Annotated in this window: 23 protein-coding genes; 8 read left to right on the top strand and 15 right to left on the bottom strand. The window is 61.3% G+C overall.

What is annotated here, in order from left to right; genetic code table 11:
- The first annotated feature begins 233 nt into the window (after positions 1 to 233).
- Entirely contained in the window at positions 234 to 1,070 is an 837-nt protein-coding gene (fghA, locus tag ENGE1_RS01060) for an S-formylglutathione hydrolase (RefSeq protein WP_048253913.1), read from the top strand.
- Between the two features lie 225 nt (positions 1,071 to 1,295).
- A complete protein-coding gene (locus ENGE1_RS01055; RefSeq protein ID WP_048253912.1) occupies positions 1,296 to 3,284 on the top strand; it encodes a ligand-gated channel protein in 1,989 nt (662 codons plus the stop codon).
- 66 nt (positions 3,285 to 3,350) lie between these two features.
- Here the strand turns inward: ENGE1_RS01055 and ENGE1_RS01050 are convergent, their stop codons facing one another.
- The 6 genes from ENGE1_RS01050 to yieE form a co-directional block, all read right to left on the bottom strand.
- Positions 3,351 to 4,823: an amino acid permease gene (locus ENGE1_RS01050; RefSeq protein ID WP_043082845.1), complete on the bottom strand. Its 1,473-nt coding sequence runs from the start codon at positions 4,821 to 4,823 to the stop codon at positions 3,351 to 3,353.
- 197 nt (positions 4,824 to 5,020) lie between these two features.
- A complete protein-coding gene (locus ENGE1_RS01045) occupies positions 5,021 to 5,758 on the bottom strand; it encodes an amino acid ABC transporter ATP-binding protein (RefSeq protein ID WP_043082844.1) in 738 nt (245 codons plus the stop codon).
- Positions 5,739 to 6,395 carry an amino acid ABC transporter permease gene (locus ENGE1_RS01040; protein WP_043082843.1) on the bottom strand — a complete coding sequence of 219 codons (657 nt, stop codon included), beginning with the start codon at positions 6,393 to 6,395 and terminating at the stop codon, positions 5,739 to 5,741. The genes ENGE1_RS01045 and ENGE1_RS01040 overlap by 20 nt, the downstream gene beginning before the upstream one ends.
- Positions 6,392 to 7,060, bottom strand: coding sequence for an amino acid ABC transporter permease (locus tag ENGE1_RS01035; RefSeq protein ID WP_048253910.1), 669 nt, complete (start codon positions 7,058 to 7,060; stop codon positions 6,392 to 6,394). Before ENGE1_RS01035 ends, ENGE1_RS01040 begins: the two co-directional genes overlap by 4 nt.
- A 10-nt stretch (positions 7,061 to 7,070) precedes the next feature.
- Complete coding sequence (locus ENGE1_RS01030; protein WP_045289921.1) at positions 7,071 to 7,853, bottom strand: transporter substrate-binding domain-containing protein; 783 nt, start codon at positions 7,851 to 7,853, stop codon at positions 7,071 to 7,073.
- Positions 7,854 to 8,023: 170 nt separating this feature from the next.
- The gene (yieE, locus tag ENGE1_RS01025) at positions 8,024 to 8,890 is read right to left on the bottom strand and encodes a DNA-binding transcriptional regulator YeiE (RefSeq protein ID WP_043082840.1); all 867 of its coding nucleotides are present in this window, start codon (positions 8,888 to 8,890) and stop codon (positions 8,024 to 8,026) included.
- Positions 8,891 to 9,002: 112 nt separating this feature from the next.
- Here yieE and ENGE1_RS01020 point away from each other — a divergent pair, with 112 nt between their 5' ends.
- Together ENGE1_RS01020 and nfo are read left to right on the top strand one after the other, a co-directional pair.
- Positions 9,003 to 10,052, top strand: coding sequence for a YeiH family putative sulfate export transporter (locus ENGE1_RS01020; protein WP_048253909.1), 1,050 nt, complete (start codon positions 9,003 to 9,005; stop codon positions 10,050 to 10,052).
- Between the two features lie 75 nt (positions 10,053 to 10,127).
- A complete protein-coding gene (gene nfo / locus ENGE1_RS01015; RefSeq protein WP_048253908.1) occupies positions 10,128 to 10,985 on the top strand; it encodes a deoxyribonuclease IV in 858 nt (285 codons plus the stop codon).
- Positions 10,986 to 11,035: 50 nt separating this feature from the next.
- On the opposite strand, the gene mqo is transcribed toward nfo, so the two are convergent.
- The 4 genes from mqo to fruB form a co-directional block, all read right to left on the bottom strand.
- Complete coding sequence (gene mqo, locus ENGE1_RS01010; protein WP_048253907.1) at positions 11,036 to 12,679, bottom strand: malate dehydrogenase (quinone); 1,644 nt, start codon at positions 12,677 to 12,679, stop codon at positions 11,036 to 11,038.
- Positions 12,680 to 12,864: 185 nt separating this feature from the next.
- Positions 12,865 to 14,559, bottom strand: a complete 1,695-nt coding sequence (fruA, locus tag ENGE1_RS01005) for a PTS fructose transporter subunit IIBC (protein ID WP_043082835.1) — start codon at positions 14,557 to 14,559, stop codon at positions 12,865 to 12,867.
- A gap of 16 nt (positions 14,560 to 14,575) precedes the next feature.
- Positions 14,576 to 15,514: a 1-phosphofructokinase gene (gene fruK, locus ENGE1_RS01000; protein ID WP_043082834.1), complete on the bottom strand. Its 939-nt coding sequence runs from the start codon at positions 15,512 to 15,514 to the stop codon at positions 14,576 to 14,578.
- On the bottom strand, positions 15,515 to 16,645 hold the full coding sequence (gene fruB, locus ENGE1_RS00995; RefSeq protein ID WP_048253906.1) for a fused PTS fructose transporter subunit IIA/HPr protein: 1,131 nt from the start codon (positions 16,643 to 16,645) through the stop codon (positions 15,515 to 15,517).
- Between the two features lie 365 nt (positions 16,646 to 17,010).
- Here fruB and setB point away from each other — a divergent pair, with 365 nt between their 5' ends.
- Entirely contained in the window at positions 17,011 to 18,192 is a 1,182-nt protein-coding gene (gene setB, locus ENGE1_RS00990; protein ID WP_048273213.1) for a sugar efflux transporter SetB, read from the top strand.
- 9 nt (positions 18,193 to 18,201) lie between these two features.
- Here the strand turns inward: setB and ENGE1_RS00985 are convergent, their stop codons facing one another.
- From ENGE1_RS00985 to ENGE1_RS00975, 3 genes are read right to left on the bottom strand one after another with little or no spacing between them, the layout of a single operon-like run.
- Positions 18,202 to 19,110, bottom strand: coding sequence for a metallophosphoesterase (locus ENGE1_RS00985; RefSeq protein WP_048273212.1), 909 nt, complete (start codon positions 19,108 to 19,110; stop codon positions 18,202 to 18,204).
- Positions 19,111 to 19,115: 5 nt separating this feature from the next.
- Positions 19,116 to 20,051: an ADP-ribosylglycohydrolase family protein gene (locus tag ENGE1_RS00980; RefSeq protein ID WP_048253904.1), complete on the bottom strand. Its 936-nt coding sequence runs from the start codon at positions 20,049 to 20,051 to the stop codon at positions 19,116 to 19,118.
- A 9-nt stretch (positions 20,052 to 20,060) separates the two neighbouring features.
- Positions 20,061 to 20,315: a YkgJ family cysteine cluster protein gene (locus ENGE1_RS00975; RefSeq protein WP_043082828.1), complete on the bottom strand. Its 255-nt coding sequence runs from the start codon at positions 20,313 to 20,315 to the stop codon at positions 20,061 to 20,063.
- A 180-nt stretch (positions 20,316 to 20,495) separates the two neighbouring features.
- Here ENGE1_RS00975 and ENGE1_RS00970 point away from each other — a divergent pair, with 180 nt between their 5' ends.
- A complete protein-coding gene (locus ENGE1_RS00970; protein ID WP_048253903.1) occupies positions 20,496 to 21,497 on the top strand; it encodes a helix-turn-helix domain-containing protein in 1,002 nt (333 codons plus the stop codon).
- On the opposite strand, the gene ENGE1_RS28220 is transcribed toward ENGE1_RS00970, so the two are convergent.
- The gene (locus tag ENGE1_RS28220) at positions 21,466 to 21,567 is read right to left on the bottom strand and encodes a small membrane protein (protein ID WP_227741776.1); all 102 of its coding nucleotides are present in this window, start codon (positions 21,565 to 21,567) and stop codon (positions 21,466 to 21,468) included. The two genes, ENGE1_RS00970 and ENGE1_RS28220, sit on opposite strands and share 32 nt — an antisense overlap.
- A 267-nt stretch (positions 21,568 to 21,834) precedes the next feature.
- Here ENGE1_RS28220 and yeiP point away from each other — a divergent pair, with 267 nt between their 5' ends.
- Both yeiP and ENGE1_RS00960 read left to right on the top strand, forming a co-directional pair.
- Positions 21,835 to 22,407 carry an elongation factor P-like protein YeiP gene (gene yeiP, locus ENGE1_RS00965; protein WP_043082827.1) on the top strand — a complete coding sequence of 191 codons (573 nt, stop codon included), beginning with the start codon at positions 21,835 to 21,837 and terminating at the stop codon, positions 22,405 to 22,407.
- A 246-nt stretch (positions 22,408 to 22,653) separates the two neighbouring features.
- Positions 22,654 to 24,489, top strand: coding sequence for a DUF3413 domain-containing protein (locus ENGE1_RS00960; protein WP_225823421.1), 1,836 nt, complete (start codon positions 22,654 to 22,656; stop codon positions 24,487 to 24,489).
- Positions 24,490 to 24,562: 73 nt separating this feature from the next.
- Here ENGE1_RS00960 and uxuA read toward each other — a convergent pair whose 3' ends face one another.
- Entirely contained in the window at positions 24,563 to 25,753 is a 1,191-nt protein-coding gene (gene uxuA, locus ENGE1_RS00955) for a mannonate dehydratase (RefSeq protein WP_045290077.1), read from the bottom strand.
- Positions 25,754 to 25,807: the final 54 nt, after the last annotated feature.

The following is a 25,807-nucleotide window of genomic DNA, read 5'->3' as shown; positions in this document are numbered from 1 at the left end:
GGCAAAGTGTGCACTTATTGTGCGTGAGGTAGCGCACAGAATCCAGTATTCGCGACGATAATTGTTGTAATTGTTACAGCCTTTCAACGCCGGGAGCCCAATCGCGATGGCTCTCAGGCGCGATCCTAATGATGCAGCAGCCTGCGCGAAGGGGAAAGTGAAAGTTACTCCACTTTGCGCAATGATCTGTATGATGAAACGGACTGTTATCATTTACTCAACAAGGAGCCTGCATGGAACTGCTCGAAGAGCACCGCTGCTTTGACGGCTGGCAGCAACGCTGGCGGCACGACTCCACATCGCTGAACTGTTCGATGGTGTTCAGCATCTTTTTACCGCCGCCGCGGGAAAACAACCCGCCGCCGGTACTTTACTGGCTGTCTGGCCTTACCTGCACCGATGAAAACTTTGCCACCAAGGCGGGCGCCCAGCGGGTCGCCGCCGAGCTGGGTATTGTGCTGGTGATGCCGGATACCAGCCCGCGCGGCGACGGCGTGGCGGACGACGCGGGTTACGATCTGGGCCAGGGCGCCAGTTTTTATCTCAACGCCAGCGAAGCGCCGTGGCGGGAACACTACCGGATGTATGACTACCTGCGCGACGAGCTTCCCGCCCTTATTCAGGAAAAATTTAACGTCTCGGCGCGCTGCGCCATCTCCGGCCATTCGATGGGCGGCCACGGCGCGCTGGTGCTGGCGCTGAAAAATCCGGGCAAATACCAGAGCGTGTCGGCCTTTGCGCCCATCGTGAACCCCTGCCGGGTGCCCTGGGGCCAGAAGGCGTTTACCGCCTATCTGGGCGAAGACCGCAGCGCCTGGCAGGCCTGGGACAGCTGCGCCCTGATGCAGGCCAGCGGCGACGGCGACGCAATCCCGACGCTTATCGACCAGGGCGACAACGATCAGTTCCTCGCCGATCAGCTGCAGCCCGCCGTACTGGCCGAAGCCGCGCGGCAGAAAAGCTGGCCGCTGACCCTGCGCATCCAGTCCGGCTACGATCACAGCTACTGGTTTATCGCCTCCTTTATCGAAGATCACCTGCGCTTCCACGCCAGATACCTGCTGAAATAACCCTCCGGGAGGCGGCCTTCGCCTCCCCCTTTCATTTACGTATCTTTACGATATCAACAAGTAACGTAAATGATTTCAATTATCATTTATATTTACAAATTTTCATGCTTTTGTACAACTCCTCACACACGTCATCCGACGCGCGGTGAGCTGTTTTCGGGAAATATTTCAGGCGCGAAGACGCCTTTTTCGATTCGTTTTCAATTCGTTGATATGGATGATCTCATGACAATACCTCGTTTTAAACTCCTCTCCGCCGCGGTATGCGCGGCGGCGGTCGCCCCTGGCGTACAGGCGGACGACCGCGAAACCATGGTGGTCACCGCCACCGGCTTCGAGCAGAAAATCGAGAATGCCCCCGCGTCAATCTCGGTGATCAGCAAAAGCCAGCTGGAGGATAAAGCCTACCGCGACGTGACCGACGCCCTGAAGGACGTGCCCGGCGTGGTGGTCACCGGCGGCGCCAGCAGCAGCGACATCAGCATTCGCGGCATGGGCTCTCAGTACACCCTTTTCCTGGTGAACGGCAAGCGCATCAGCACCCGCTCAACCCGCCCGAACAGCGACAACGCCGGGATCGAGCAGGGCTGGCTGCCGCCGCTGGAAACCATCGAGCGCATCGAAGTGATCCGCGGCCCGATGTCTTCCCTCTACGGCTCGGATGCGATGGGCGGCGTCATTAACATCATCACCAAAAAGGTTTCCAACACCCGGGCGTGGAACGGTGCGGTGCACGGCGATATGACCTTCCAGGAGAACCGCGACTCCGGCGATCTGTATCAGACTAACGTCTACGCCTCCGGCCCGCTGGTTGAGGGGCTGCTGGGCATGAAGGTCTCCGGCCTCTACTCCCGCCGCCCGGAGGATAAAATCCTCAACGGCTACAACGAGCAGCGAATGCGCAGCGGCGGCGTCGCCTTTAACCTGACGCCCGACGATAAGAACGATTTCGATCTGGAGTTCGCCCGCGAACTGCAGGACCGCAACAGCACGCCGGGGAAATCCAGCGCCGCAGAAATTTGCCGCACCGGCAGGGCCTGCGAACCAAACACCCGCAGCCGCAGCCGCTACGAACACACCACCTATGCCCTGACCCACAGCGGCTACTACGAGCACGTTAACTCCACCAGCTACGTGCAGCAGGAGGAGACCAACAACCCCGGCCGGGAGATGAAGAGCTACAACACTATCTTCAACACCCAGAACCAGATCTTCCTCGGCGACCATACGCTGACCGTCGGCGGCCAGTACCGCTACGAGAAGCTGCGCGATAACGGCAACCAGCTGGAGGCGGCGGACGGCCTCAGCAAGCTGACCCGCTGGAACTGGGCGCTGTTCGCCGAGGACGAGTGGGCTATTCTGGACAACTTCTCCCTGCTCGGCGGCATCCGCATGGATAAAGACGAAAACTACGGCGATCACTGGACGCCGCGCGGCTACGGCGTCTGGCACATCGACGACCAGTGGACGCTGAAAGGCGGCGTCTCCGCCGGTTTCCGCGCGCCGGACCTGCGCCAGTCCTCGGCGAGCTGGGGGCAGATCACCGGCGGCGGGCGCTCCAACGGCATTATTGTCGGTAACCCGGACCTGAAGCCGGAGAAGAGCCTGAGCGAAGAGATTGCCCTGCTGTGGAACAACGGCGATGACCTCAACGCCGGGGTGACGCTGTTCCACACCCGCTTTAAGGATAAGATCACCGAAGTCCGCCGCTGCAACAGCAGCAGCGATCCGGCCTGCACCATCGGCAACACCCACTACGATTTCGTCAGCGACCGGGTGAACGTCGACAAGGCGGATATGCGCGGCGTCGAATCCACCTTCGGCTGGAAGATAACCCGTGATATCAACTGGACGGCAAACTACACCTACACCCGCTCGGAGCAGAAGAGCGGCGAGTTCTCCGGCAAGCCGCTGAACAAGATGCCTAAGCACATGTTCAATACCACCCTCGACTGGCAGGCCACCCCGGACTTCGGCGCCTGGAGCCGCCTCAACTTCCGCGGTAAAAGCTCTGAATACCTGAGCCGCACCTCCATGTCCGAGGGCAGCCCTTCCTATTCAGAAGTGGATCTCGGCGTGCGCTATACGGCGATGAAAAACCTGCTGCTGACGGCGGGCGTGTACAACCTGTTTGATAAGAGCATCGACTACGACGTCTACGACACCACCCTGGACGGCCGTCGCTATACGGTGGGCATGAGCTACAGCTTCTGATTGCCCTGCCGCAACGCAAAAAGCCGACCGCAGATGCGGTCGGCCTTTGTGTTTAACACAGGTCAGTTACTGCTTCTTAAAGCGCCCCGGAAATTCCATCTCCGAATAGCGTACGAAGTGGGTGCCCTTCGCCAGCTTGTAGCCAAACCAGATAACCAGGAACAGCGGAATACCGATGTAGGTCGCCGCCACGCCGCCCCAGTCGATGGTGTCCTTGAGGAAGGCCTCATAGTTCTGGCCGAGGGTGATAATCAGGCACAGCACGAAGGCAAAAATAGGCCCCAGCGGGAAGAAGCCCGAGCGGTACGGCAGATCGTTGATATCGTAGCCCTGCAGCACGTAGCCGCGGCGGAAGCGGTAGTGGCTGATGGCAATTCCCAGCCAGGCGATAAAGCCGGTCATGCCGGAGGTGTTGAGCAGCCACAGGTAGACGGTCTGGTTGCCGAACATCGAAGTCAGGAAGCACAGCGCGGCTACTACGGTAGTGGCATACAGCGCGTTGCGCGGCACGCCGCCGCGGGAGAGCTTCGCGAAGATGCGCGGCGCTTTACCGTCGCAGGCCAGGGTATAGAGCATACGGGTCGACGCGTACATTCCGGAGTTACCCGCCGACAGCACCGCCGTCAGAATCACCGCGTTCATCACCGCCGCCGCCGACAGCAGGCCCGCGTGCTGGAACACCAGGGTGAACGGGCTGACGGAGATATCCTTCACGTCGTTGCGCAGCAGGCTCGGGTCGGTATAGGGAATGATCAGGCTGATTATCAGGATAGCCAGTACGTAAAACAGCAGAATACGCCAGAACACCTGCCGCACCGCGCGGGGAATGTTCTTCTCCGGATCTTCCGACTCGCCGGCGGCAATACCGATAAGCTCGGTGCCCTGGAAGGAGAAGCCGACGATCATCGCCACGCCAATCATCGCCGCGACGCCGCCGGCAAACGGCGCATCGCCGGTGGTCCAGTTGCTCCAGCTCACCGGCTGGGCGCCCTTAAAGATGCCGACGATCATCATGATACCGACGATGATAAAGATAATGACGGTCGTGACTTTAATCAGCGAGAACCAGTACTCGGCCTCGCCGAAACCCTTCACCGAGATCCAGTTAAGCAGGAACATGATGCCGAGGAACAGCGCGCTCCAGATCCAGCCCGGGGTATCGGGGAACCAGTAGCTCATCACCAGCTGCGACGCCACGAGGTCAACGGCGATAGTGACCGCCCAGTTGTACCAGTAGTTCCAGCCGAGCGCGAAACCAAAACCCTCTTCCACATAGTTCTGCCCGTAGGTGGCGAACGAGCCGGAAACCGGCATAAACGCAGCCAGCTCGCCGAGACTGGTCATCAGAAAGTAGACCATCAGACCGATCAGAATGTAGGAGAGCAGCGCACCGCCGGGTCCCGCCTGAGAGATAGTTGCGCCGGAGGCGACGAAAAGACCCGTACCGATTGAGCCGCCAATGGCGATCATCGTCAGGTGGCGCGCCTTAAGTTCGCGACGGAGCGCGGGCGCTTCTGTGGTTTTAGTTTCAGAAACCATGAGAAAATGCTGTCCATCCAAAAAAATAAGGCGCGATTGTATCAGAGGAAGAGGATTCTATCTGATTGAAATTCGCGGTTATTAGAGACCTTCATGAAGGTTCTATGATTATTAGTAAAGCAGAGAAAGGAAATTTTGCGCGGCAGGATGCGGCGCGCTTGCCCCGTAATGGGGCAGCGCGCCGGGGGATGAGGAGGTTAGTGAAGACCGCGTACGGAGGCGATAAACTGCTTTAGTTCCGGGGTCTTAGGATCGCTGAAAAAGCGGCTGCTCTCGCCCTGCTCCCAAACTCTTCCCTGATGCATAAACACCACCCGGTCGCCGACCTCGCGGGCGAAGTTCATTTCGTGGGTCACGAGGATCAGGGTCATGCCCTCCTTCGCCAGCTGCTCTAGGACTTTCAGTACTTCGCCCACCAGCTCCGGATCCAGCGCCGAGGTTATCTCATCGCACAGCAGCACTTTCGGCTTCATCGCCAGCGCCCGGGCAATCGCCACCCGCTGCTGCTGGCCGCCGGAGAGGCTGGCGGGATAGTAATCCACCCGCTCGCCGAGGCCCACTTTCTCCAGCATCTCAATAGCCAGCGCGCGGCACTCTGCGGCAGACTTCTTCAGCACCCGGCGCGGGGCCAGCATCACGTTCTCCAGCGCAGTCATGTGCGGAAACAGGTTAAAGCTCTGAAAAACCATCCCCACCGAGCGGCTGATTTCGCGCGCCTGTGAATCGCGGCTGGTGATGGTCATTCCCCCGAGCTTAATGCTGCCCTCCTGGTAGCCCTCCAGACCGTTCATGCAGCGCAGCAGCGTACTTTTCCCCGAGCCGCTGCGGCCAATGATCGACACCACCTGCCCCATATCAATATCGAGGCTGACGCCCTTGAGGACATGGTTGTCGCCGTAAAACTTCTGCACATCGTTAATGGTGATGAGCGGCATGGAATTTCTTCTCCAGATAGCGGCTGTACCACGACAGCGGAAAGCAGATAAGGAAGTAGCCCAGCGCCACCAGGCCAAAGACTTTAAACGGCGCAAAGGTGACGTTATTGAGCATGGTGCCGGCCTTGGTCAGTTCGACAAAGCCGATAATTGAGGCCAGCGCCGTGCCCTTCACCACCTGGACGGAGAAGCCGACCGTCGGGGCGATGGCGATGCGGATAGCCTGCGGGGCAATGACCCGCAGCAGCGTCTGGCCGAAGCTCAGCCCGAGGCAGCGGCAGGCCTCCCACTGCCCTTTCGGCAGCGCCCGGATGCTGCCGTACCAGATATCGAGCAGAAAGGCGCTGGTGAACAGGGTCAGGGCAAGCGTCGCGGCGGTCCACGGGCTGACGTCGATGCCGAACAGCGCGACGCCGAAGAAGGCCAGAAACAGCTGCATCAGCAGCGGCGTGCCCTGAAACAGCGCGATATACACCGCAATCAGCCGCTTCGGCCAGCGCCAGCGGGCAATGCGCAGGGCCAGCAGCGGCAGCGTCACCAGCGTGCCGCAGGTGAAGGCAATCAGCGACAGCAGCAGCGTCCAGCGCGCCGCCAGCAGCAGATTGCGCACAATATCCCAGTCGGTAAAGCTGCTCATGCGCCCTCCCCGGCAAGCCACCTGCGCCCGGCCGCCAGCAGCAGCTGGCGCATCAGCAGGGAGAGCGCGAGATAGAGTAATGTCGTCACCAGATAAACCTCAAAGCTCAGGAAAGTGCGGGACTGAATGAGGTTAGCGGCAAAGGTTAGCTCCTCGTAAGAGACCTGCGACACCACCGAGGAGCCGAGCATCACGATAATGCACTGGCTGACCAGCGCCGGATAGACCCGCCGCAGCGCCGGGGGCAGGATCACCCGGCAGAAGGTCTGCACTTTGCTCAGGCCCAGCACCCGCGCCGCCTCCCACTGCCCTTTCGGCGCCACCTGAATGCCCGCGCGGATAATCTCGGTGCTGTAGGCCCCGAGGTTAATCAGCATCGCCAGCAGCGCCGCCTCGCCGGCGGTCATTTTGACGCCGATAGACGGCAGGCCGAAGACGATAAAAAACAGCTGCACCACGAAGGGCGTATTGCGAATGAGCTCCACGTAGCCGCCCCACAGCCGGCTGGCGATACCGGGCCTGCCGCTGCGCAGCGCGGCGCCCAGAATGCCCAGCGAGACGCCGCCGACCGTTGCCGCCGCCGTCAGGGTGACGGTGGTCCACAGTCCCGCCAGCAGCATCGGCCAGAAGGGCCACAGCGCCGTAAAATCCAGCGTTGTCGTCATGGCAGGATCCTCAAGCGCCCAGGTTTGCCGGCAGCGGCGCCTTCATCCATTTTTCCGAGAAGCGGTTGAGGGTGCCGTCCGCCTTCGCCTGCTTAATCACGCTGTCGATCTCCGCCTTCAGAGCGGGTTCGTTCTTCTTCAGGCCGATATAGCAGGGAGAGTCTTTGAGCATGAACTTGCTGACCGGCGCCTGACTGGGATCTTTCTCCGCGATAGCCGCCGCGACCACGTTACCAGTGGCAAGGTAGGTCACCTGCCCGGAGAGATAGGCCGAAATAGTGGTGTTATTGTCTTCATAGCGCTTGATCTGCGCCGCTTTTGGCGCCACGTCGCTGAGCACCATATCCTCTACCGCGCCGCGGGTGACGCCGATGGACTGTCCCGACAGCTGCGCGGCTTCCTTGAGCGGACTTGATTTGGCCCCGAATACGCCGAGGAAGAACGGCGCGTAGGCCTCGCTGAAGTCAATCACCCGCTCGCGGGCGGCGTTCTTGCCGAGGCTTGAGATAACCACATCGACTTTATTGGTCTGCAGGTAGGGCACCCGGTTAGCGCTGGTGACCGGCACCAGCTGCAGCTTAAGCTTCATGCTTTTTGCCAGGTAGTTAGCCATGTCGATGTCGTAGCCCCGCGGCTGGAGGTCGGTGCCCACCGAGCCAAAGGGCGGGAAGTCCTGGGGTACGGCCACCCGCAGCACGCCGCGCTGGTGAATATCCTGCAGCTGGTCGGCCTGCGCCGGCCCCATTTGTGCCAGCATCACTGCGGCGGCAGCCAACAACATCACTCTCTTCATTGCACACTCCTTCATTGAAACAAAAAATTCTAAAACACCAATGCTGCAACTAACGTTGCAACTCCTGTGCCAGAAAAGAGAGCCTGAGGATGCGGCAAACGCGGGGGTTTAGAGGAAGATAGCGCGACGTCCGCCCGCCATCGCGGTGCAGACGCCTGCTCACGGTGCCCTTAAATGTCGCAGTAGCGCAGGAAGCGCTGCAGGGCGTTGGAGATATGCTTTTGCCGGTGGTGAATGCGCCACAGGGTGCGGGTCAGCGGCGGCAGAGGCACCGAAACCTCTACCAGCGTCCCGCTGTCGAGCTGTTCGGCAATGACCCGCCGCGACAGACAGCTGATGCCCATGCCGTGGCGCACCGCGTGCTTGATGGCCTCAGAGTTGCCAAGCTCCATTACCAGGTGAAACTCCGGCAGGTGGGCCAGCAGCAGGTAGTCGACGATCTCGCGGGTGCCGGACCCGCGCTCGCGCAGGATCCACGGCGCCGCCGCCAGCTGCCGCAGCGTTACGGCGCCTTCCAGCAGCGGCGAGCCGGGCGCGGCAAAGACCACCAGCTCATCCTCAAGCCAGGGCTCGGCGACGATCTCCGCCGTGTGGCACGGCCCTTCAATAAGGCCGATATCGACGCGGAAATCGGAAACCGCGTTGATCACGTCCTGGCTGTTGCCGACGCTTAGCTCCAGCGGCAGCGTCGGGAAGTCGCGCCGGTAGCGGGCGATAATTTCCGGCAGGATATAGTTGCCGACGGTGCTGCTGGCGTAGACCCGCAGGGCGCCGTTGTCTTCGTGGAACAGCTGTTCAATTTCGCTGGCCTGTTCGAGGGTCGCCAGCGCGCGCGGATAGAGCAGGCGTCCGTGCTCGTTGATCACCAGCCGCTTGCCGACGCGATCGAAAAGCTGGACGCCGAGCTGCCCCTCAAGGTCGGTCAGCGCGGCGCTGACCGCCGATTGGGAGAGGGAAAGCCTCTGCGATGCCTGGGTGGTGGAACCACACTTCAGCACTTCAGCAAAAACTTCCAGCTGGCGCAGCGTTATGTGCATGGGGCGCTCCAGAGAGTGACTTACCGTTTATATAGATAGATTATAAATATATAATCAATTTTACCTTTAAACCAGCGCCGCGTAACCTTGAATCCGGATAAAGGAGAAGGTTATGACAGCATTTACTCCCGGCGCACGCCGACCCGCCATCGGACATTTTGTCCCCGGCCTTGCCCTCTGCGCGCTGCTCACCGCCGCCGCCCTGTGGGCCGGCAGCATCCCGGCGATTGCCGGAGCGGGCTTCAGCGCCCTGACGCTGGCCATCCTGCTGGGGATGGTCGTCGGCAATACGCTCTATCCCCGCGTCAGCGGCCGCTGCGCCAGCGGCGTGCTGCTTGCCAAGCAGCACCTGCTGCGCCTGGGCATTATTCTTTATGGCTTTCGCCTGACCTTTTCGCAAATTGCCGACGTCGGCGCCAGCGGTATCGCCATCGACGCCCTGACGCTGTGCAGCACTTTTCTGCTTGCCTGCCTGCTCGGCCAGAAACTGTTTGGCCTCGACAGGCAGACCAGCTGGCTTATCGGCGCAGGCAGCAGTATCTGCGGGGCTGCGGCGGTGCTGGCTACCGAACCGGTGATTAAAGCCGAGCCGGAAAAGGTCACCGTCGCGGTGGCGACGGTGGTGATTTTCGGCACCGTGGCGATATTCCTTTACCCGGCGCTCTATCCGCTGCTTGCCCGCTTCTTCAGTCCGGAAACCTACGGCATCTATATGGGCTCGACCATGCACGAGGTGGCTCAGGTGGTGGCCGCCGGACACGCGGTGGGTCCGCAGGCCGAAAACGCCGCCGTGATCGCTAAAATGCTTCGGGTGATGATGCTGGCGCCGTTCCTGCTGCTGCTGGCGGCGCGGGTCAGGCAGCTGGCGCCCGCCGCCGCCGGAGAGAAGCGCAAAATCACCGTGCCGTGGTTTGCCATTCTGTTTATCGCCGTCGCCGTGGTGAACTCCTTTCACCTGCTTCCGGATACGCTGGTCAGAGCGCTGGTGACCCTGGATACCGTCCTGCTGGCGATGGCGATGGCGGCCCTGGGGCTCACCACCCACGTCAGCGCCCTGAAAAAGGCCGGGGCAAAGCCGCTGCTGATGGCGCTGATGCTGTTCGGCTGGCTGATTATCGGCGGCGGCGCGATTAACCTCGCGGTGCGCGCCCTGATGGCATAAAGCACTACATCCCGGCGCCGTTAACCCGCTATCATTAGCCTTTGCTTTCCCCCGGCGGGTTTAACAGGAGTTTTTATGAAATACATTGGAGCGCACGTCAGCGCCTCCGGCGGCGTGGCAAACGCCGCCATCCGCGCCTCAGAGATAGGCGCCACCGCCTTCGCCCTGTTCACCAAAAACCAGCGCCAGTGGCGCGCGGCGCCGCTCACCGACGAGGTTATCACCGAGTTTAAGGCCGCCTGTGAAAAATACGGCTACGGGCCGGGCCAGATCCTGCCCCACGACAGCTATCTGATTAACCTCGGCCACCCGGTTGAGGAGGCGCTGGAAAAATCCCGCGAGGCGTTTATCGACGAGCTGAGCCGCTGCCAGCAGCTGGGGCTGACTCTGCTCAACTTCCATCCCGGCAGCCACCTGATGCAGATCCCCGTTGACGACTGCCTCGCCCGCATCGCCGAATCGATCAATATCGCTCTCGCGCAGACCGAAGGCGTCACGGCGGTGATTGAAAACACCGCCGGACAGGGCAGCAACCTCGGCTTTGCGTTTGAGCACCTGGCGGCGATCATCGACGGCGTGGAGGATAAGTCCCGGGTCGGCGTCTGTATCGACACCTGCCACGCCTTTGCCGCCGGCTACGATCTGCGCAGCGAAGAGGCGTGCGAGAAAACCTTCGCCGAATTTGAGCGCATCGTCGGCTTTAAGTATCTGCGCGGCATGCACCTCAACGACGCCAAAAGCGCCTTCGGCAGCCGGGTTGACCGGCACAACAGCCTCGGTGAGGGCAATATCGGCCACGATGCGTTTCGCTGGATCATGCAGGACGACCGCTTCGACGGTATTCCGCTGATTCTGGAGACCATCAATCCCGATATCTGGGCGGAAGAGATCGCCTGGCTGAAGGCCCAGCAGACGGCAGAGAGCGTCGCCTGAGCCTGAATGTAAAAAGCACCGCCGGAGCGGTGCTTTTTTTATGCCGGATGTTACAGCGCCAGGTCCTGCTTCGCGCTCTCCTTGCGCGGCGCGTCCTGCGCCGGGGCGGACTGCTCGCCCATGTTGATGACCGGCGGTTTAGTCAACTGCAGCGCCGCGGCGGTGGTGTCCCACACCTGCTGGGTCAGCGCCGCGTTGCCGTTCAGCGTCTGGCCGTAGCTCGGGATGATGGCCCTGATCTTCTGCTGCCACTCGGCGGAGGCGAACTGCTGCGGGAACAGTTCTTTCATCACGTTAAGGGTGATAGGCGCTGCGGTTGAGGCGCCCGGCGAGGCGCCGAGCAGCGCGGCCAGGGTTTTCTGCTGGTCGGTAACAATTTCGGTACCCAGCTTCAGCACCCCGCCCTTCTCGGGATCTTTCTTAATGATCTGCACCCGCTGACCGGCCTGGATCAGCTTCCAGTCCTCTTTACGCGCGTTCGGGTAGTACTCCTTCAGCGCCGCAAAGCGGTCGTCATCGCTGAGCATCACCTGACCAATCAGGTATTTCACCAGATCGAAGTTATCCAGGCCAACGTCCATCATCGGGATAACGTTGTGCATCGTGGTCGCGCTCAGCAGATCGAACAGCGAGCCCTGCTTGAGGAACTTGGTGGAGAAGGTGGCGAACGGCCCGAACAGCACCACGCGCTTGCCGTCGAGGTAGCGGGAATCGAGGTGCGGAACCGACATCGGCGGCGCGCCGACGGAAGCCTGACCGTACACTTTTTCCAGATGGCGTTCGGCGATGGCCGGATTTTCGGTCATCAGGAAGGAGCCGCCCACCGGGAAGCCGGCGTAGTTTTCCGCCTCCGGAATGCCGGTCTCCTGCAGCAGCTTAATGGCCGCTCCGCCGGCGCCGATAAAGACGTATCTGGCGTCCACGTCGCGCTCCGCGCCGCTCTTCACGTCCTTAATGGTGACGTGCCAGGAGTTGTCGCTGTTGCGCTTAAAGCCGGTCACTTCGGTGGAGGTTTCCAGCCGGAAGTCGGGATCTTTTTTCAGGCTGCCAACCAGCTGGCGGGTGATCTCGCCGTAGTTGACGTCGGTGCCCACCGGCGTCCAGGTGGCGGCCACTTTCTGGCTGGGATCGCGCCCTTCCATCACCAGCGGCGCCCACTGCTGGATCTGCTGATGATCGGTGGAGAACTTCATTCCCTGGAACAGGGTGCTTTTCTGCAGCGCCGCGTAGCGCTTCGTCAGGTATTCGACGTTTTTGTCGCCCCAGACAAAGCTCATGTGCGGCGTCGAATTGATAAAGGAGTGCGGATCGTGCAGCACGCCGCGCTGAACCTGGGTGGTCCAGAACTGGCGGGAAATCATAAAGGACTCGTTGATCGCCAGCGCCTTGCTAATATCGATTGAACCGTCATCACGCTCCGGCGTGTAGTTCAGCTCCATGTTAGCAGAGTGCCCGGTCCCGGCGTTGTTCCAGCCGTTGGAGGATTCCAGCGCGACGCCATCGAGCTTTTCCACCATCAGCATTTTCCACTGCGGCTGCAGCTCCTGCAGCCAGGTGCCGAGGGAGGCGCTCATGATGCCGCCGCCGATCAGCAGGACGTCCGTTTTTTCCGGCGCGTCGTTAGCGCGGACCGCAGAGGAGATAAGGAGTGCCGCCAGCGAGAGCGCCGACGCTATTTTTTTAGTCTGGATCATTTCTGTTCCGATCTCTTTGTTATGTCAGTTAACGTCAAAAAAACGGCAGAAATTTAACAGATTATTTGAAAGTTATTAACTTTTCTTTAATTACTAAAGTAGGGAAAGTATGAAACAAAGGAAGGGCAGCCGCTGCTGCCCTTCCTTATTAAGCGCCGTCATTAAGCGCCGTCAGGCGGGGAGAATCAGGCCGTCGCCTTCACCGCCGCGGCCTCTTCCGGGCGCTTGAGCACCGCGTAAGAGAGACCCGCCACCAGCGTACCGGCGACAATCGCCAGCAGATAGCCGAGGACCGGCGTGATTGCGCCCGGGATCAGCAGGACGAACAGGCCGCCGTGGGGCGCCATCAGCTTCGCGCCGACCGCCATCGAGATGGCGCCGGTCACCGCGCCGCCGACGATGCAGCAGGGCAGAACGCGCATCGGATCGCGGGCGGCAAACGGAATGGCGCCTTCGGTGATGAAGCACAGGCCAAGCACCAGGGCCGCTTTACCGCCCTCCTGCTGCGCCTTGTCAAACTTGCGGCGGGCAACGAGGGTCGCCAGGCCAAGGGCCAGCGGCGGCACCATACCGGCAGCCATAATGGCGGCCATCGGCGCGTAGGTCTGGGTACTCAGCAGGCCAACGCCGAAGGCGTACGCCGCTTTGTTGACCGGCCCGCCCATGTCGGTGCACATCATGCCGCCGAGGATGGCGCCCAGCAGGACCGCATTGGCGGTGCCCATGGTCTGCAGCCAGTGGGTCAGGCCTTCGAGGATCCCGGCGACCGGTTTACCGATCAGGTAGATCATCGCCAGGCCAACCACCAGGCTTGAGATAAGCGGGATGATCAGAATCGGCTTCAGGGCCTCCATGCTCGGCGGCAGCTTCAGCTTCGTGCTAATCATCTTCGCCACATAGCCGGCGAGGAAACCGGCGATGATGCCGCCGATAAAGCCGGAGCCGGTGCTCACCGCCAGCATACCGCCGATAAGGCCCGGCGTCAGACCCGGACGGTCGGCGATGGAGAAGGCGATATAGCCCGCCAGTACCGGCACCATCAGGGCGAAAGCCGAACCGCCGCCGATCTGCATCAGCGCCGCCGCCAGGGTGCCCGGCTCTTTAAAGGCGGTGATGCCAAAGGCGAACGACAGGGCGATACACAGGCCGCCCGCCACCACCATCGGCAGCATGTAGGAGACGCCGGTCAGCAGGTGGCGGTAGGCGCCCGCCCCCTCTTTCTTGCCCTCTTTGGCCGCAGACGGCGCGTTGCCGGAGGGCTGGTACGGCTGCGCTTCCGCCAGCGCCTTATCGAACTCCTGGGCGGTCTTCTTCAGCGCCAGGCCGGTCGAAGTGCGGTACATCGGCTTACCGGCAAACTTCGCCAGATCCACTTCAATATCGGCCGCCACGATCACCAGATCGGCCCCAGCCACCTCTTCAGGGGTAATGGCGTTACCGGCGCCGACGGAACCGCGGGTTTCCACCTTCACCCACCAGCCGCGCTTTTTGGCTTCGGTTTCAATCGCTTCCGCCGCCATAAAGGTGTGCGCCACGCCGGTCGGGCAGGCGGTGACCGCCACCACGCGCTTCGCGCCTTGCGGGGCCGCCGCGGGCTGCGCCGCAGCCGGGGCCTGATACGGCGCGGCGTGGGATTTGGCTTCGCTCAGAAACAGCGCCGGGTGAGCCACGGCGCGATTGATATCGCCGAGGTAGACCTGTTTGCCGTTGAGGGCGCTGTCCGCGGGCAGCGCGGCGCCGAGTACAATCGCCAGCTCCGCGTCGTTAGGGTTGTCGATAATCTCCAGATGAGCATTACCGGCCGCCGCGGTGAGCAGCGTTTTCGCCATGTACGCGCGGGCCTGTCCGAGCCCGGCGTCGATAATCAGCAGCGTTTTCATTATGCCTCTCCTGCTGTTAATTAAAGGGTTTTAAGTCAACGCGCGCCATCATCGCGGCCAACTGGGTACGATCGGTAATACCTACATTGCTCTGACTGACCGCCAGGGCGGCGACCGCCGTCGCCAGGCGCAGCGTGTGTTCGCTGGACTCGCGCATCAGCAGGCCGTAAATCAGGCCGCCGACCATCGAGTCGCCGGCGCCGACGGTGCTGACTACCTCGACCGAAGGCGGTTTTGCAATCCATTCGCCGGAGGCGTTAACCCACAGCGCGCCCTCGGCGCCCAGGGAGATAACCACGTGGGCGATGCCCTGTTCGCGCAGCTGGTGCGCGGCGTCAATCACGTCTTTCATTTCCGGCAGCTTGCGGCCCGCCCAGATCTCCAGTTCGCGGCGGTTCGGCTTCACCAGCCACGGTGCGGCCTTCAGGCCGGCGACCAGCGCCTCGCGGCTGCTGTCGAAGATGATGCACGGGCACTGGCTGCGCAGGCGGGTCATCCAGTCGGTAAACGATTCCGGGCTGACGCCTTCCGGCAGGCTGCCGCTGACGCAGACCATATCAAACTGGCCGAGCCAGCTCAGGGAGTCGGTCACGAAGCGCTCCCAGTCGGCGCCGGTCACGTCAAAACCGGAGAAGTTGAAGTCGGTGACTTCGCCGTCTTTTTCGGTCAGCTTGACGTTAATGCGGGTACGGCCCTGCACCACCTGAAAGCGGTTGGCGATACCCAGCTCGCTGAACAGCTGCTGAAAACCGTCCTGGTTATCTTTGCCGAGGAAGCCGCCGACGGTGACGTCGATGCCGAGGTCTTTCAGCACTTTTGCCACGTTGATGCCCTTGCCCGCCGCGTGCAGGCCGGTGGTGCGCACCAGGTTCACTTCGCCACGTTCAATTTCCGGGGTAGCTCCAACCAGATCGTAGGCCGGATTTAAGGTAATTGTTGCTACACGTCTGCTCATTTATGCGCCCTCCCCGAGGCCGGATGCGATCGCTTCGCCAATGGCGTTCAGCGCCTGCTGCGCGTCGTCGCCCTGGGCGGTGAAGCGCAGGCGGTGCCCCTTCTTAACGCCGAGCGCCACCACCTTCATCAGGCTGCGGCCGTTAGCGGGCTTGCCGCTGCCGTCGAGATTAGTCACCGTCACATCGCTGTTAAATTGTTTAATGGTATTGACCAGCATGGTGCCCGGACGGGCGTGCAGGCCGTGTTCGTTGCGAATAACAAATTCCGCGTTCAGCACATCGTCCGCCGGCGCATCGTCGCTGGTCAGCAGCGCCAGCAGCGTCGGGGCATCGGCCTTCAGCAGACGTTCAGCTTTATTGTCCAGCAGCAGCGCGCTCAGGCGGTTCAGCACCGCCACCGGCTGCGCGTCGGCCATGGCGACGGTCACCAGCAGCGCCGCGGGCTGGTCGTCAACGCTGAACGGCGCGGCGGCGCGGCTGACGGCCACGGCGCTTTTGAGATTGCCTTCAGCACAGTCGTTCAGCCAGATACCCTGACCGAGATTCAGCGGCCTCTCGCTGACCGCCGCGGCGACAAAGGCGGCGTCAACCGCGCCGGCCTCTTTCAGGCGACCGGCGTTCAGCGCCTGCAGGGTAACGAGGTCTGCGGCCTTGACGTCGAGGCTCAGGGTGTCGTTGTCGAGTTTCAGCGCCTCGCTCTGCTTTTCGCCCATCAGCAGCGCCCGCAGCTCCTCAGCGGTCGTCGCGGTTTTCAGCTGTTCAGCCACGCTGTCGTCGCTCAGGACATGGGTCAGCTGGCGCAGCAGGCCGAGGTGCTCGTCAGAGCTGGCGGCGATGCCGATGGCAACGTAGGCGGTCTGCCCTTCGCCCCAGGTCACGCCCTGCGGGAACTGGTAAACCTGAACGCCGGTTTTCAGCACCCGATCGCGGGTGTCGGTGGTGCCGTGGGGGATGGCGATGCCGTTGCCGAGGAACGTCGAGGTCTGGCCTTCGCGCGCCAGCATACCTTCGACGTAGCCTTCGGCCACGTTGCCGGCCTCCACCAGCGCCGCCGCTATCTGGCGAATCGCCTCTTCTTTGTTCGCGGCCCGCTGGCCGGGATGAATATCCTGAACGGTTAACTGGAACATAGTTCTCCTCGCTCGCTGAATTGAATCGTTTCAGCTTTTATGGAAAAAGATGCGCCATCCGGTTTCAGGAAGGATGAACAGATGACGCTGAAACGTTTCAAGGAGTCTGAGATAACCTTGTACAATGCGCAAGCAAAGTCGCTTTTTTGATGACAGAAGTTAGAGGTGCAGCACATTTTGTTATCATGAGCGCTACATTTCAGCGGCGGAAAATCGTCGCATGTAACGGTGTTCAGCAAACTTCAGCCAGAATCGTGAAGAATGAAATGGTGGTTTATTTTTTTCGCAGAACCTGACGCCGGCGCTTTTTATTTTTCGCCGCCGCGCGTAAACTGCCGCGTCTTTTGCTTCTGTTGATATCCGCTATGTCTAACTCGACCCTTGCCGCTCCCCGCCGCGGTTTTGACCTTACGTCCTCGGCGTTTCTGATCGTGGCCTTTCTGACCGGCATTGCCGGGGCGCTGCAGACCCCGACCCTGAGCCTGTTTCTGACCAACGAAGTGCACGTCCGCCCGGCGATGGTCGGCTTCTTTTTTACCGGCAGCGCGGTGATCGGCATCCTGGTCAGCCAGTTTCTTGCCGGGCGCTCCGACCGCCAGGGGGACCGCAAGCGGCTGATCGTGTTCTGCTGCCTGCTGGGCGCCGCCGCCAGCGTGCTGTTCGCGTGGAACCGCGACTACTTTATCCTGCTGTTCGTCGGCGTGTTCCTCAGCAGCTTCGGCTCCACCGCTAACCCGCAGATGTTCGCCCTCGCCCGCGAGTACGCCGATAAGACCGGCCGCGAGGCGGTCATGTTCAGCTCGATTCTGCGCGCCCAGGTATCGCTGGCGTGGGTCGTCGGCCCGCCGCTGGCCTACGCCCTGGCGATGGGCTTCGGCTTTCCGACCATGTATCTGTCCGCCGCCGTGGCCTATATCGTCTGCGGGATCATCGTCTGGCTGATGCTGCCGAGCATGCGCAAAATTAAGCCCGCCGCGGGCAGCCGCATTGAGGCGCCGCGCACCAACCGCCGGGACGCCCTGCTGCTGTTCAGCATTTGCACGCTAATGTGGGGGACCAACAGCCTCTACATCATCAATATGCCGCTGTTTATTATTGAAGAATTGCACCTGCCGGAGAAGCTTGCCGGGCTGATGATGGGCACCGCCGCCGGGCTGGAGATCCCGACGATGCTGATTGCGGGCTACTACGCGAAGCGCTTTGGCAAGCGCTTCCTGATGCGGGTGGCGGTGGCGGCCGGGCTGCTGTTCTATATCGGCATGCTGACCGTGCACTCCCCGGCGCTGCTGCTGGCCATGCAGCTGCTTAACGCCATTTATATCGGCATCCTCGCCGGGATCGGCATGCTCTATTTTCAGGATCTGATGCCGGGCCAGGCGGGAGCGGCGACCACGCTGTACAGCAACACCACCCGCGTAGGCTGGATCATCGCCGGGTCGCTTGCGGGCGTGGTGGCGGAGATCTGGAGCTACCACGCGGTCTTCTGGATTGCGCTGGGGATGTGCTTCGTGACGGCGCTGGCGCTGCTGCGCATTAAGGACGTGTAGCCCGGACGGTCATTCGTCTGAGCGAATAAAATAGCCGTCGCCCGCCCGCCAGCACCAGGCGATCAGCGGGAAGTCGCCTTTGGCGGCGTTATAGTCGACGCAGATGACGTTTTCCGCCAGCCGCTGCGGCGTTCCGTGCAGCGTGTAGTGGCCGATAACCACCGGCCCCGGCGGCGCGGGAAAGCGAAGTTCTGCCGCGAGGGGAAGATCGGGAACACTCTCTTCGGCGGCGGGCGGCACCTGCGCCAGCTGACGGTAGCTGACCGCATCGTCCCGCCACCAGCGCACGCGGATGTGCCGCCGGCGGTGGCCGGTCTTATCGGTAAACGAAAAGCCGTCCGGCAGGCGCAGCTCCGGCCCCTTGAGCAGCGTTTCCAGCGCGCCGCCGGGGACGCTTGTCGGGTCAAAGGCCTGCGGCCAGTAGCTGGACTGCAGTACGTTATCCTGAGTCAGGTACGGGCGCAGGGCAGCTATCGCCCGCGCGTCCCAGCAGGCGTGAACGGCGCGCACGTCGCCGAAGTCGGCAAACAGCGGCAGGGTCCTGAACCAGGCCACCCACTTCAGGTGCTCCGCCGAACCCTCCCCCACTTCCGCCAGAAAGGCGCCGTGCTGTTTGGCGTTGTTCGCGGTGTGCGGCCTGAGCGCCGCGCCGCTTTCAGGGTCGCGCAGCGTCCAGCCGATGGCATTCAGCTCGTGGTTGCCCATCAGGCAGCGCGCCCGGCCCTCATCAACCAGCGCTTTGACCTGCTCCAGCACCGCCAGCTGGCTGAGGTCCGGGGAGGCTTTGTTATCGATCAGGTCGCCGATAAACAGGTATGACGCCTCCGGCACCCTCGCCTTCAGCACCGTCAGCAGCCGGGCCAGCTTGCGGTGCTGGCCGTGAATATCGCCGATAAAGACCAGAGGTCTGTTGTGCATCGTTGTCAGCGCCTCCGCTCCAGCAGCAGCAGCGCCCGGCGCTGGATCTCCTCCCGCCAGGCGAGCTTCGCCAGCCAGCGCTCCGGCAGCGCGCCGTAGCCGTACCACGCCCCGGCGAGCTGGCCGTAGATGGCGGCCACGGTATCGGCGTCATCGCCGAGGTTGGCGGCGAGCAGCGCGCCCTCTGCAAACGTTTCGCTGTGCCAGAAGCACCACAGGGCGGCTTCCAGCGAGCTGAGTACGTAGCCCGAGCTGCTGATCTGCTCCCGGGACTTATGGCGGTAGCTGCCGGCGATGATCTGCCGGGTATCCGGATGCATGTCGGCGAGATACGGCGCCAGCGTCGGCGCGCTGTCCGAGAGCAGCTGCGCTTTATCCGGCCGCGCGTCGCTGTTGAGCAGCGCGTGGATGAGGTAGGTCATGTACCGGCAGGCGTCAATACAGCGCCGCTCGCCGTGGGTGGTGGCGCTGCTTTCAGCGGCCAGGGCCATCGCCTGCGATAAATCGGCATCGTGCATCAGCAGGGCCACCGGCGCGATGCGCATCAGGCTGCCGTTGCCGGCGCTGTTTGGGTCGCGGCTGCCGGCCAGCGCCTCGCCGCTGCGCTCAAAGCTGCGCAGCGCCCCGGCCACGGTGTTGCCGATATCAAAGCAGGTGCCGGTGCAGGAGTTGTGCCCCCAGTCGCGCCAGTTAATATAGCGGCGCATCTGGTCGGCAGGATCGCTTTTGCCTTTCTCAATCAGGCTGTCGGCCAGGCAGAGCATCATTGAGGTGTCGTCGGTCCACTGTCCCGGCTGCAGCTGAAACGGACCGCCGCCGACCATATCGCTAATCACCGGCTGCGCCGGACGGGGCTGAAACTCCAGGGTGGTGCCGAGGGCATCGCCCAGCGCCAGGCCGACAAGCGCGCCGGTGGCGCGATCGGTAAGGTAGATCCCCATATTTGCTCCTTATGCTGACGTCAGCCGCTCCAGGTGGATCAGGTAGTCCATCGCCTCACGGCGGCTGCCCTGGCACATCTCCGCAGACGGCTTCAGCCCGCCGCAGACCGCCGGGCGCAGGCTGGAGCCAAAAATCTTGCACAGATTATCGTCCGAAAGCTGCACGCAGCGAACGTTGGCGGGCTTGCCCTGCGGCATACCGGGTATGGGGCTGGAAATTGAAGGGGCAACACAGCAGGCCCCGCAGTCGGCACGACACTCCATCAGGACCTCTTCTGGGATTGCCCGGGAAATAACAGTCCGCATTGTAGCAGCGCCCGCCGCCGGCGCTAACCGCCGGCTGAATAAAAAAACTGCTCGCCTGACTATTTTTTATTAGGAATAATCTTATAATCGCCGAATAAATAGACAACACAACAGCCCGCATCATCGCAGGAGACAGCCATGCCCAGACCCCGTGAGCTCTATGTTTCGCATACCCTGGACGCTGCGGATATCGCCCCGGAGGCGCGCTATCAGAAGATTGCGCAAAACCTCAGCTGTTACGGCATCGAGGTTGTCAACAATCGCCGCCCGGAGCAGATAATCGCCCGCCATACGACAATCTCGGGCGTTCACGGCGACTTCTGCAGCGCGCTGGGCTCGCAAAACGAGACCATCTACGATCCGCACAAAGCGCCGGAATCCTCAATGTATATCTCACTGCTGGTCGCGGGCAATCAGCACATCGCCGGGCGCAAAAAGAGCGCGGTGGCCGAAGTGAATCCGGGTATGCTGATTGTTCACCAGCGCAGCGATTATTATCACTACCGCTGCAATGATGTGAAGCAGCTCTATATCCTGCCGGTCAGTAACAAAATGACGTCGGTCTTTGATGGCAAGCTCCCGGCGCCTGTCGTGTCGCTGGAAAAGCATCCGCTCGCCGCCTTCATGAAGGCCCACATGCTGTTACTGGACGCGCAGTCGGCGGCGCTTGCCAAAAAGGAGATGGCTATCGTCGTCGACGGGCTGCACGCCATGGCAGCGATGGTGCTCGCGGATCTCGCCCGCGAACGCGGCCTTAGCGCCAGCGGTAAACTCAGCCATCTGTACAATGCCGCCGGGGCGCTGATCCGCCAGCACTACCGTCAGCACGACCTGTGCCCGGATGCGATTACCCGGCTGCTGGGCTGCTCCAGAGCCAACCTCGACAGAGCCTTTAGCGAGCAGCGGACCTCGGTCATGGCGCAGATCAAAAGCGTACGCCTGGAAGCGGCGCGCGAAATGCTGGAAGGCAATGCCCGGCTGCGGCTGGAGCAGATCTCGTGGCTGTGCGGCTACGTCAGCCATCCGCTATTCAGCAAGCACTTTCGCGAGAAATATCGCGTCGCGCCAAAAGTCTGGCGCGACAATTATCACCAGCTGGGTGGTTCGCCTAGCGTCGTCGGAACGAATGGAAGCGCCTGACGCGCCGCTCTTTGATGTAGCTAAATAAGCAGTAAAGGGAGATGCCCAGCAGTAGAACGGCGACAGCCATTAACAATATTGCGATGGTATTCATTGTTACGCTCGTCTAATAGTGGCAGGGGAAAAGAAAAACGCCGTTATTATGTGGTTATTATGATAAGGCCTGCCGCCGGCGAGAGAAGTCCGGCTGGCCTCAATGCTGTTCTCTGCCCCTCAGCGCATACGCAGCCTTAACGTGCGAGGCCTGTCATCTTTTGGCAAAACCGCTTGCCTGAATGCCCCGGCGCGGGTAGTTTGACGCCATATTTTTTGACTGCGATATAACAGGATTACCGCAATGCCAAGAGCGAATGAAATTAAGAAAGGTATGGTGCTGAATTACAACGGCAAACTGCTGATTGTAAAAGATATTGATATTCAGTCACCGAGCGCCCGCGGTGCGGCGACGCTGTACAAGATGCGCTTTTCCGACGTGCGCACCGGCCTGAAGGTGGAAGAGCGCTTTAAAGGCGACGACATTGTCGATACCGTGACCCTGAACCGCCGCTTCGTTGATTTCTCCTATATTGACGGCAACGAGTACGTCTTTATGGATAAAGAGGACTACACCCCGTACACCTTTAATAAAGAGCAGATCGAAGAAGAGCTGCAGTTTATTCCGGAAGGCGGCATGCCGGATATGCAGGTACTGCTGTGGGACGGCCAGCTGCTGGCGCTCGAACTGCCGCAGACTGTCGATCTGGAGATCGTCGAAACGGCGCCGGGCATCAAGGGCGCCTCGGCGTCCGCCCGCAACAAGCCGGCGACCCTGACCACCGGCCTGGTGGTGCAGGTGCCGGAATACCTGAGCGCCGGCGAGAAGATCCGCATCCATATCGAAGAGAAGCGCTACATGGGACGTGCTGATTAATCAGCGCCCGGGGACGGTTTCCGCCGTCCCCGTTAATCTCACTTACCGACATTCACATCCGGACACGCTTTTTCCTCTCATCCACAGCGAAACGCATTTCGTTCACCGCTTTTTTCTGAAACTATTGAGCACCGTTGACTACACTCAATTCGCCCCTGCCCGGGTAAACTAGCCGGATGCTATCGCCTGCGACGTCATTCGTTTCTCACTCTTGATACTATAACGACTATGTGGAATTCCCCTTTTATGGTCCGCGTGCGGGCCAATCAGCGCTGGACACTGCGTTTCTGGCTCCTGTCCGCCGCGCTGTTTATGCTTATTGGACTGATCTACTGGCCGTGGCTGAAAATACCGCCCGGCAACCATCTGGCGGCGCTCTACCTGGTGCTGACGCAAATCGGCTGGTTCGGGCTATTTGCGATCGCCAGCATGTTGATAACGCTGCCTCTGCTGGTATTGCCCCGGCTGCTGTTTCGCCTGCTGTGTACGGTGCTGGGGCTGGCCATTGCCGTGCTGCTGGCGGTAGATACCCAGGTCTTTGAACAGTTCCGCTTTCACCTTAACGGCTTCGTCTTTACCCTGTTCTTTAGCGGCGGCGATACCATCGAGTTCTCCTGGCTTACCTGGCTTATTGCCATCACGGTTGCGGTTCTGCTGGCCGCTGCGCTGGGCATCTTCGGCTGGCTTGCCGCCCGGCCGCAGTTCAGCCGCCGCATCACCGGCGGCGGCTACGCGATTATTCTGCTGGCGCTTATCGGCAGCCAGAGCATCCACGCCTGGGAGGACGCCAACTATCACCGGGTTATCCCCAACTACAGCGATACCTTCCCGCTCTACTACCCGCTGACGGCGAAAGATACGCTGATCCGCTGGGGGCTGGTTGATGCGGCGAAAGTCGACGCGGAGCGCCGCCGGGCGAGCAAGCTGAATCATATTCCGGACGGCCATTTTCACTACCCGCTGTCAGCGATTGCGGCAGCGCCGCCCGCGAAGCCGATGAACATTCTGTTTGTGATGATTGACGCCTGGCGCTTTGACGATGCCATCGGCGCCGCCACGCCGCACATCAGCGACTTTGCCCGCCAGTCGCTGCGCTTCATGCAGCACGAGAGCGGCGGCAATTCCACGCAGGCGGGCATTTTCAGCCTGTTCTACAGCATCCCGGCCACCTACTTTACGTCGGCGAAAAGCAGCGGCCGCCGTCCGGCGATGATGCAGCTGCTGGCGGATAACCGCTATCAGTTCGCCATCCTTGGCTCGGCGGCGCTGGATCATCCGCCGTTTGACCGCACGGTCTTTTCCGGCATTGAGAATCTGCGGGTCACCACCCCCGGCAAAGATCAGGCCACCCGCGACCGACGCATTACCGACGACTTCAAGCAGTTCCTCGACAGCCGCGACGCCGGGCGCCCGTTCTTTGGCTTCCTGTTTTACGACGCGGTACACGGCTACGATCTGCATCCGGACACGATGCAGACGCCGTTCCGCCCCTACTGGGAGCGCGTGGACCACATCATGCTGGATAACGCTTTCGACCCGACGCCGTACCACAACCGCTACCGCAACGTGCTGCTGTACGACGATGCGCTGATCGGCGAAGTGCTGGCGAAGCTGAAGCAGCAGGGGCTGGACGATAACACTATCGTGGTGGTGACCACCGATCACGGCGAGGAGTTTAACGATAACCACCAGAACTACTGGGGGCACGGCAGCAACTTCAGCCAGACGCAGGTACATGTCCCGCTGTTTATCCGCTGGCCGGGCATGGCAGCGCGCGATATTGACTACCGCACCTCGCATCTGGACGTGATTCCAACGCTGATGACCCGGGCGCTGGGCGTCACTACGCCGATGCGCGACTACAGCGTTGGCCGCGATCTGCTGACCCCGGACAGCCAGCCGCGTCACCTGATCGTCGGCAGCTACTATAACTACGCCATCGTGTCGCCCAATGAGCTGGATGTCGTCACCCCGGACGGCATGCAGACCAACCTGACGCCGACCCTGCAGCCGCTGGGACGTCCGGCGAACAAAGAGGCGCTGCGCCAGGCGATGGAAGAGATGTCGCGCTTTTATCGGTAGTGTTATAAGTAAAAAGGCCAGCCCTCCCGGGCTGGCCTCAGACTGCGGACAAAGCGTCAGGCTTCGCTAAACGCTACAGCAGTTCCGGATATTTCGTCATCTTCAGCGCCAGCTCAACGCCGCGCACTTCCGCCATCCCCTTCAGGCGGCCGATGGCCGAGTAGCCGGGGTTGGTCTTTTTCTTCAGATCGTCGAGCATCTGGTGGCCGTGATCCGGACGGAACGGGATCGGACGCAGGTCGCCGGCGCTCTTGCGGCGCAGCTCCTCCGCCAGCACCGCGTCCACTACCGCCACCATGTTGACGTCGCCGCTAAGGTGAGAACCTTCGTGGAAGGTCTTCGGGTTCTCTTCCCGGCAGGTGGCGCGCAGGTGGGTAAAGTGAATGCGGTCGCCGAAGGTGTGGATCATTTTCACCAGGTCGTTGTCGGCGCGCACGCCGTAGGAGCCGGTGCACATGGTGAAGCCGTTGTAGATGCTGTCTACGGTCTCCTTCATCCACTGCATGTCTTCAATGGTGGAGACGATGCGCGGCAGGCCGAGGATCGGGCGCGGCGGATCGTCCGGGTGAATCGCCAGGCGCACGCCGACTTCTTCGGCCACCGGTACGATTGCGCGCAGGAATACCGCCATATTTTCGCGCAGCTGCTCTTTGCTGATGTGGTCATATTCGGCCAGGCGCTGGCGGAACTGGTCGAGGGTATAGCCCTCTTCCGCGCCCGGCAGGCCGGCGATAATGGTGCGGGTCAGTTTCTCAATATCGTCCCCGGTCATCGCATTGAAATAGGCCTGCGCCTGGCTCAGCTCTTCGTCGCTGTAGTCGGCCTCGGCGCCGGCGCGCTTGAGGATGTGTACTTCGAAGGCGGCAAAGGCAATCTGATCGAAGCGCAGCGCTTTTGAACCGTCCGGCAGCGTGTAGCCCAGGTCGGTGCGGGTCCAGTCGAGGATCGGCATAAAGTTGTAGCAGACGGTATCAATACCGCAGGCCGCCAGGTTGCGAATGCTCTGCTGGTAGTTGGCAATCCAGGTCTGCCAGTTGCCCGAATGGGTTTTGATCTCTTCGTGAACCGGGATGCTCTCTACTACGGACCAGGTCAGGCCCTTCTCCGCCAGCAGCGCTTTGCGGGCCTCAATCTCTTCTACCGGCCACACCTGGCCGTTAGGGATGTGGTGCAGCGCGGTGACCACACCCGTTGCGCCAGCCTGACGGACATCATCCAGGGAAACCGGATCGTTAGGACCATACCAACGCCATGTTTGTTCCATTGCTTCACCTTCTTAACTTGTTATACCAATATAGGTCGAGATAATGAGGACTAC

Source organism: Pluralibacter gergoviae ATCC 33028 = NBRC 105706, from assembly GCF_001598855.1.
In the GTDB taxonomy this organism is placed as follows: Bacteria; Pseudomonadota; Gammaproteobacteria; order Enterobacterales; family Enterobacteriaceae; genus Pluralibacter; species Pluralibacter gergoviae.
This window is presented reverse-complemented; position numbering and strand designations above follow the sequence as displayed.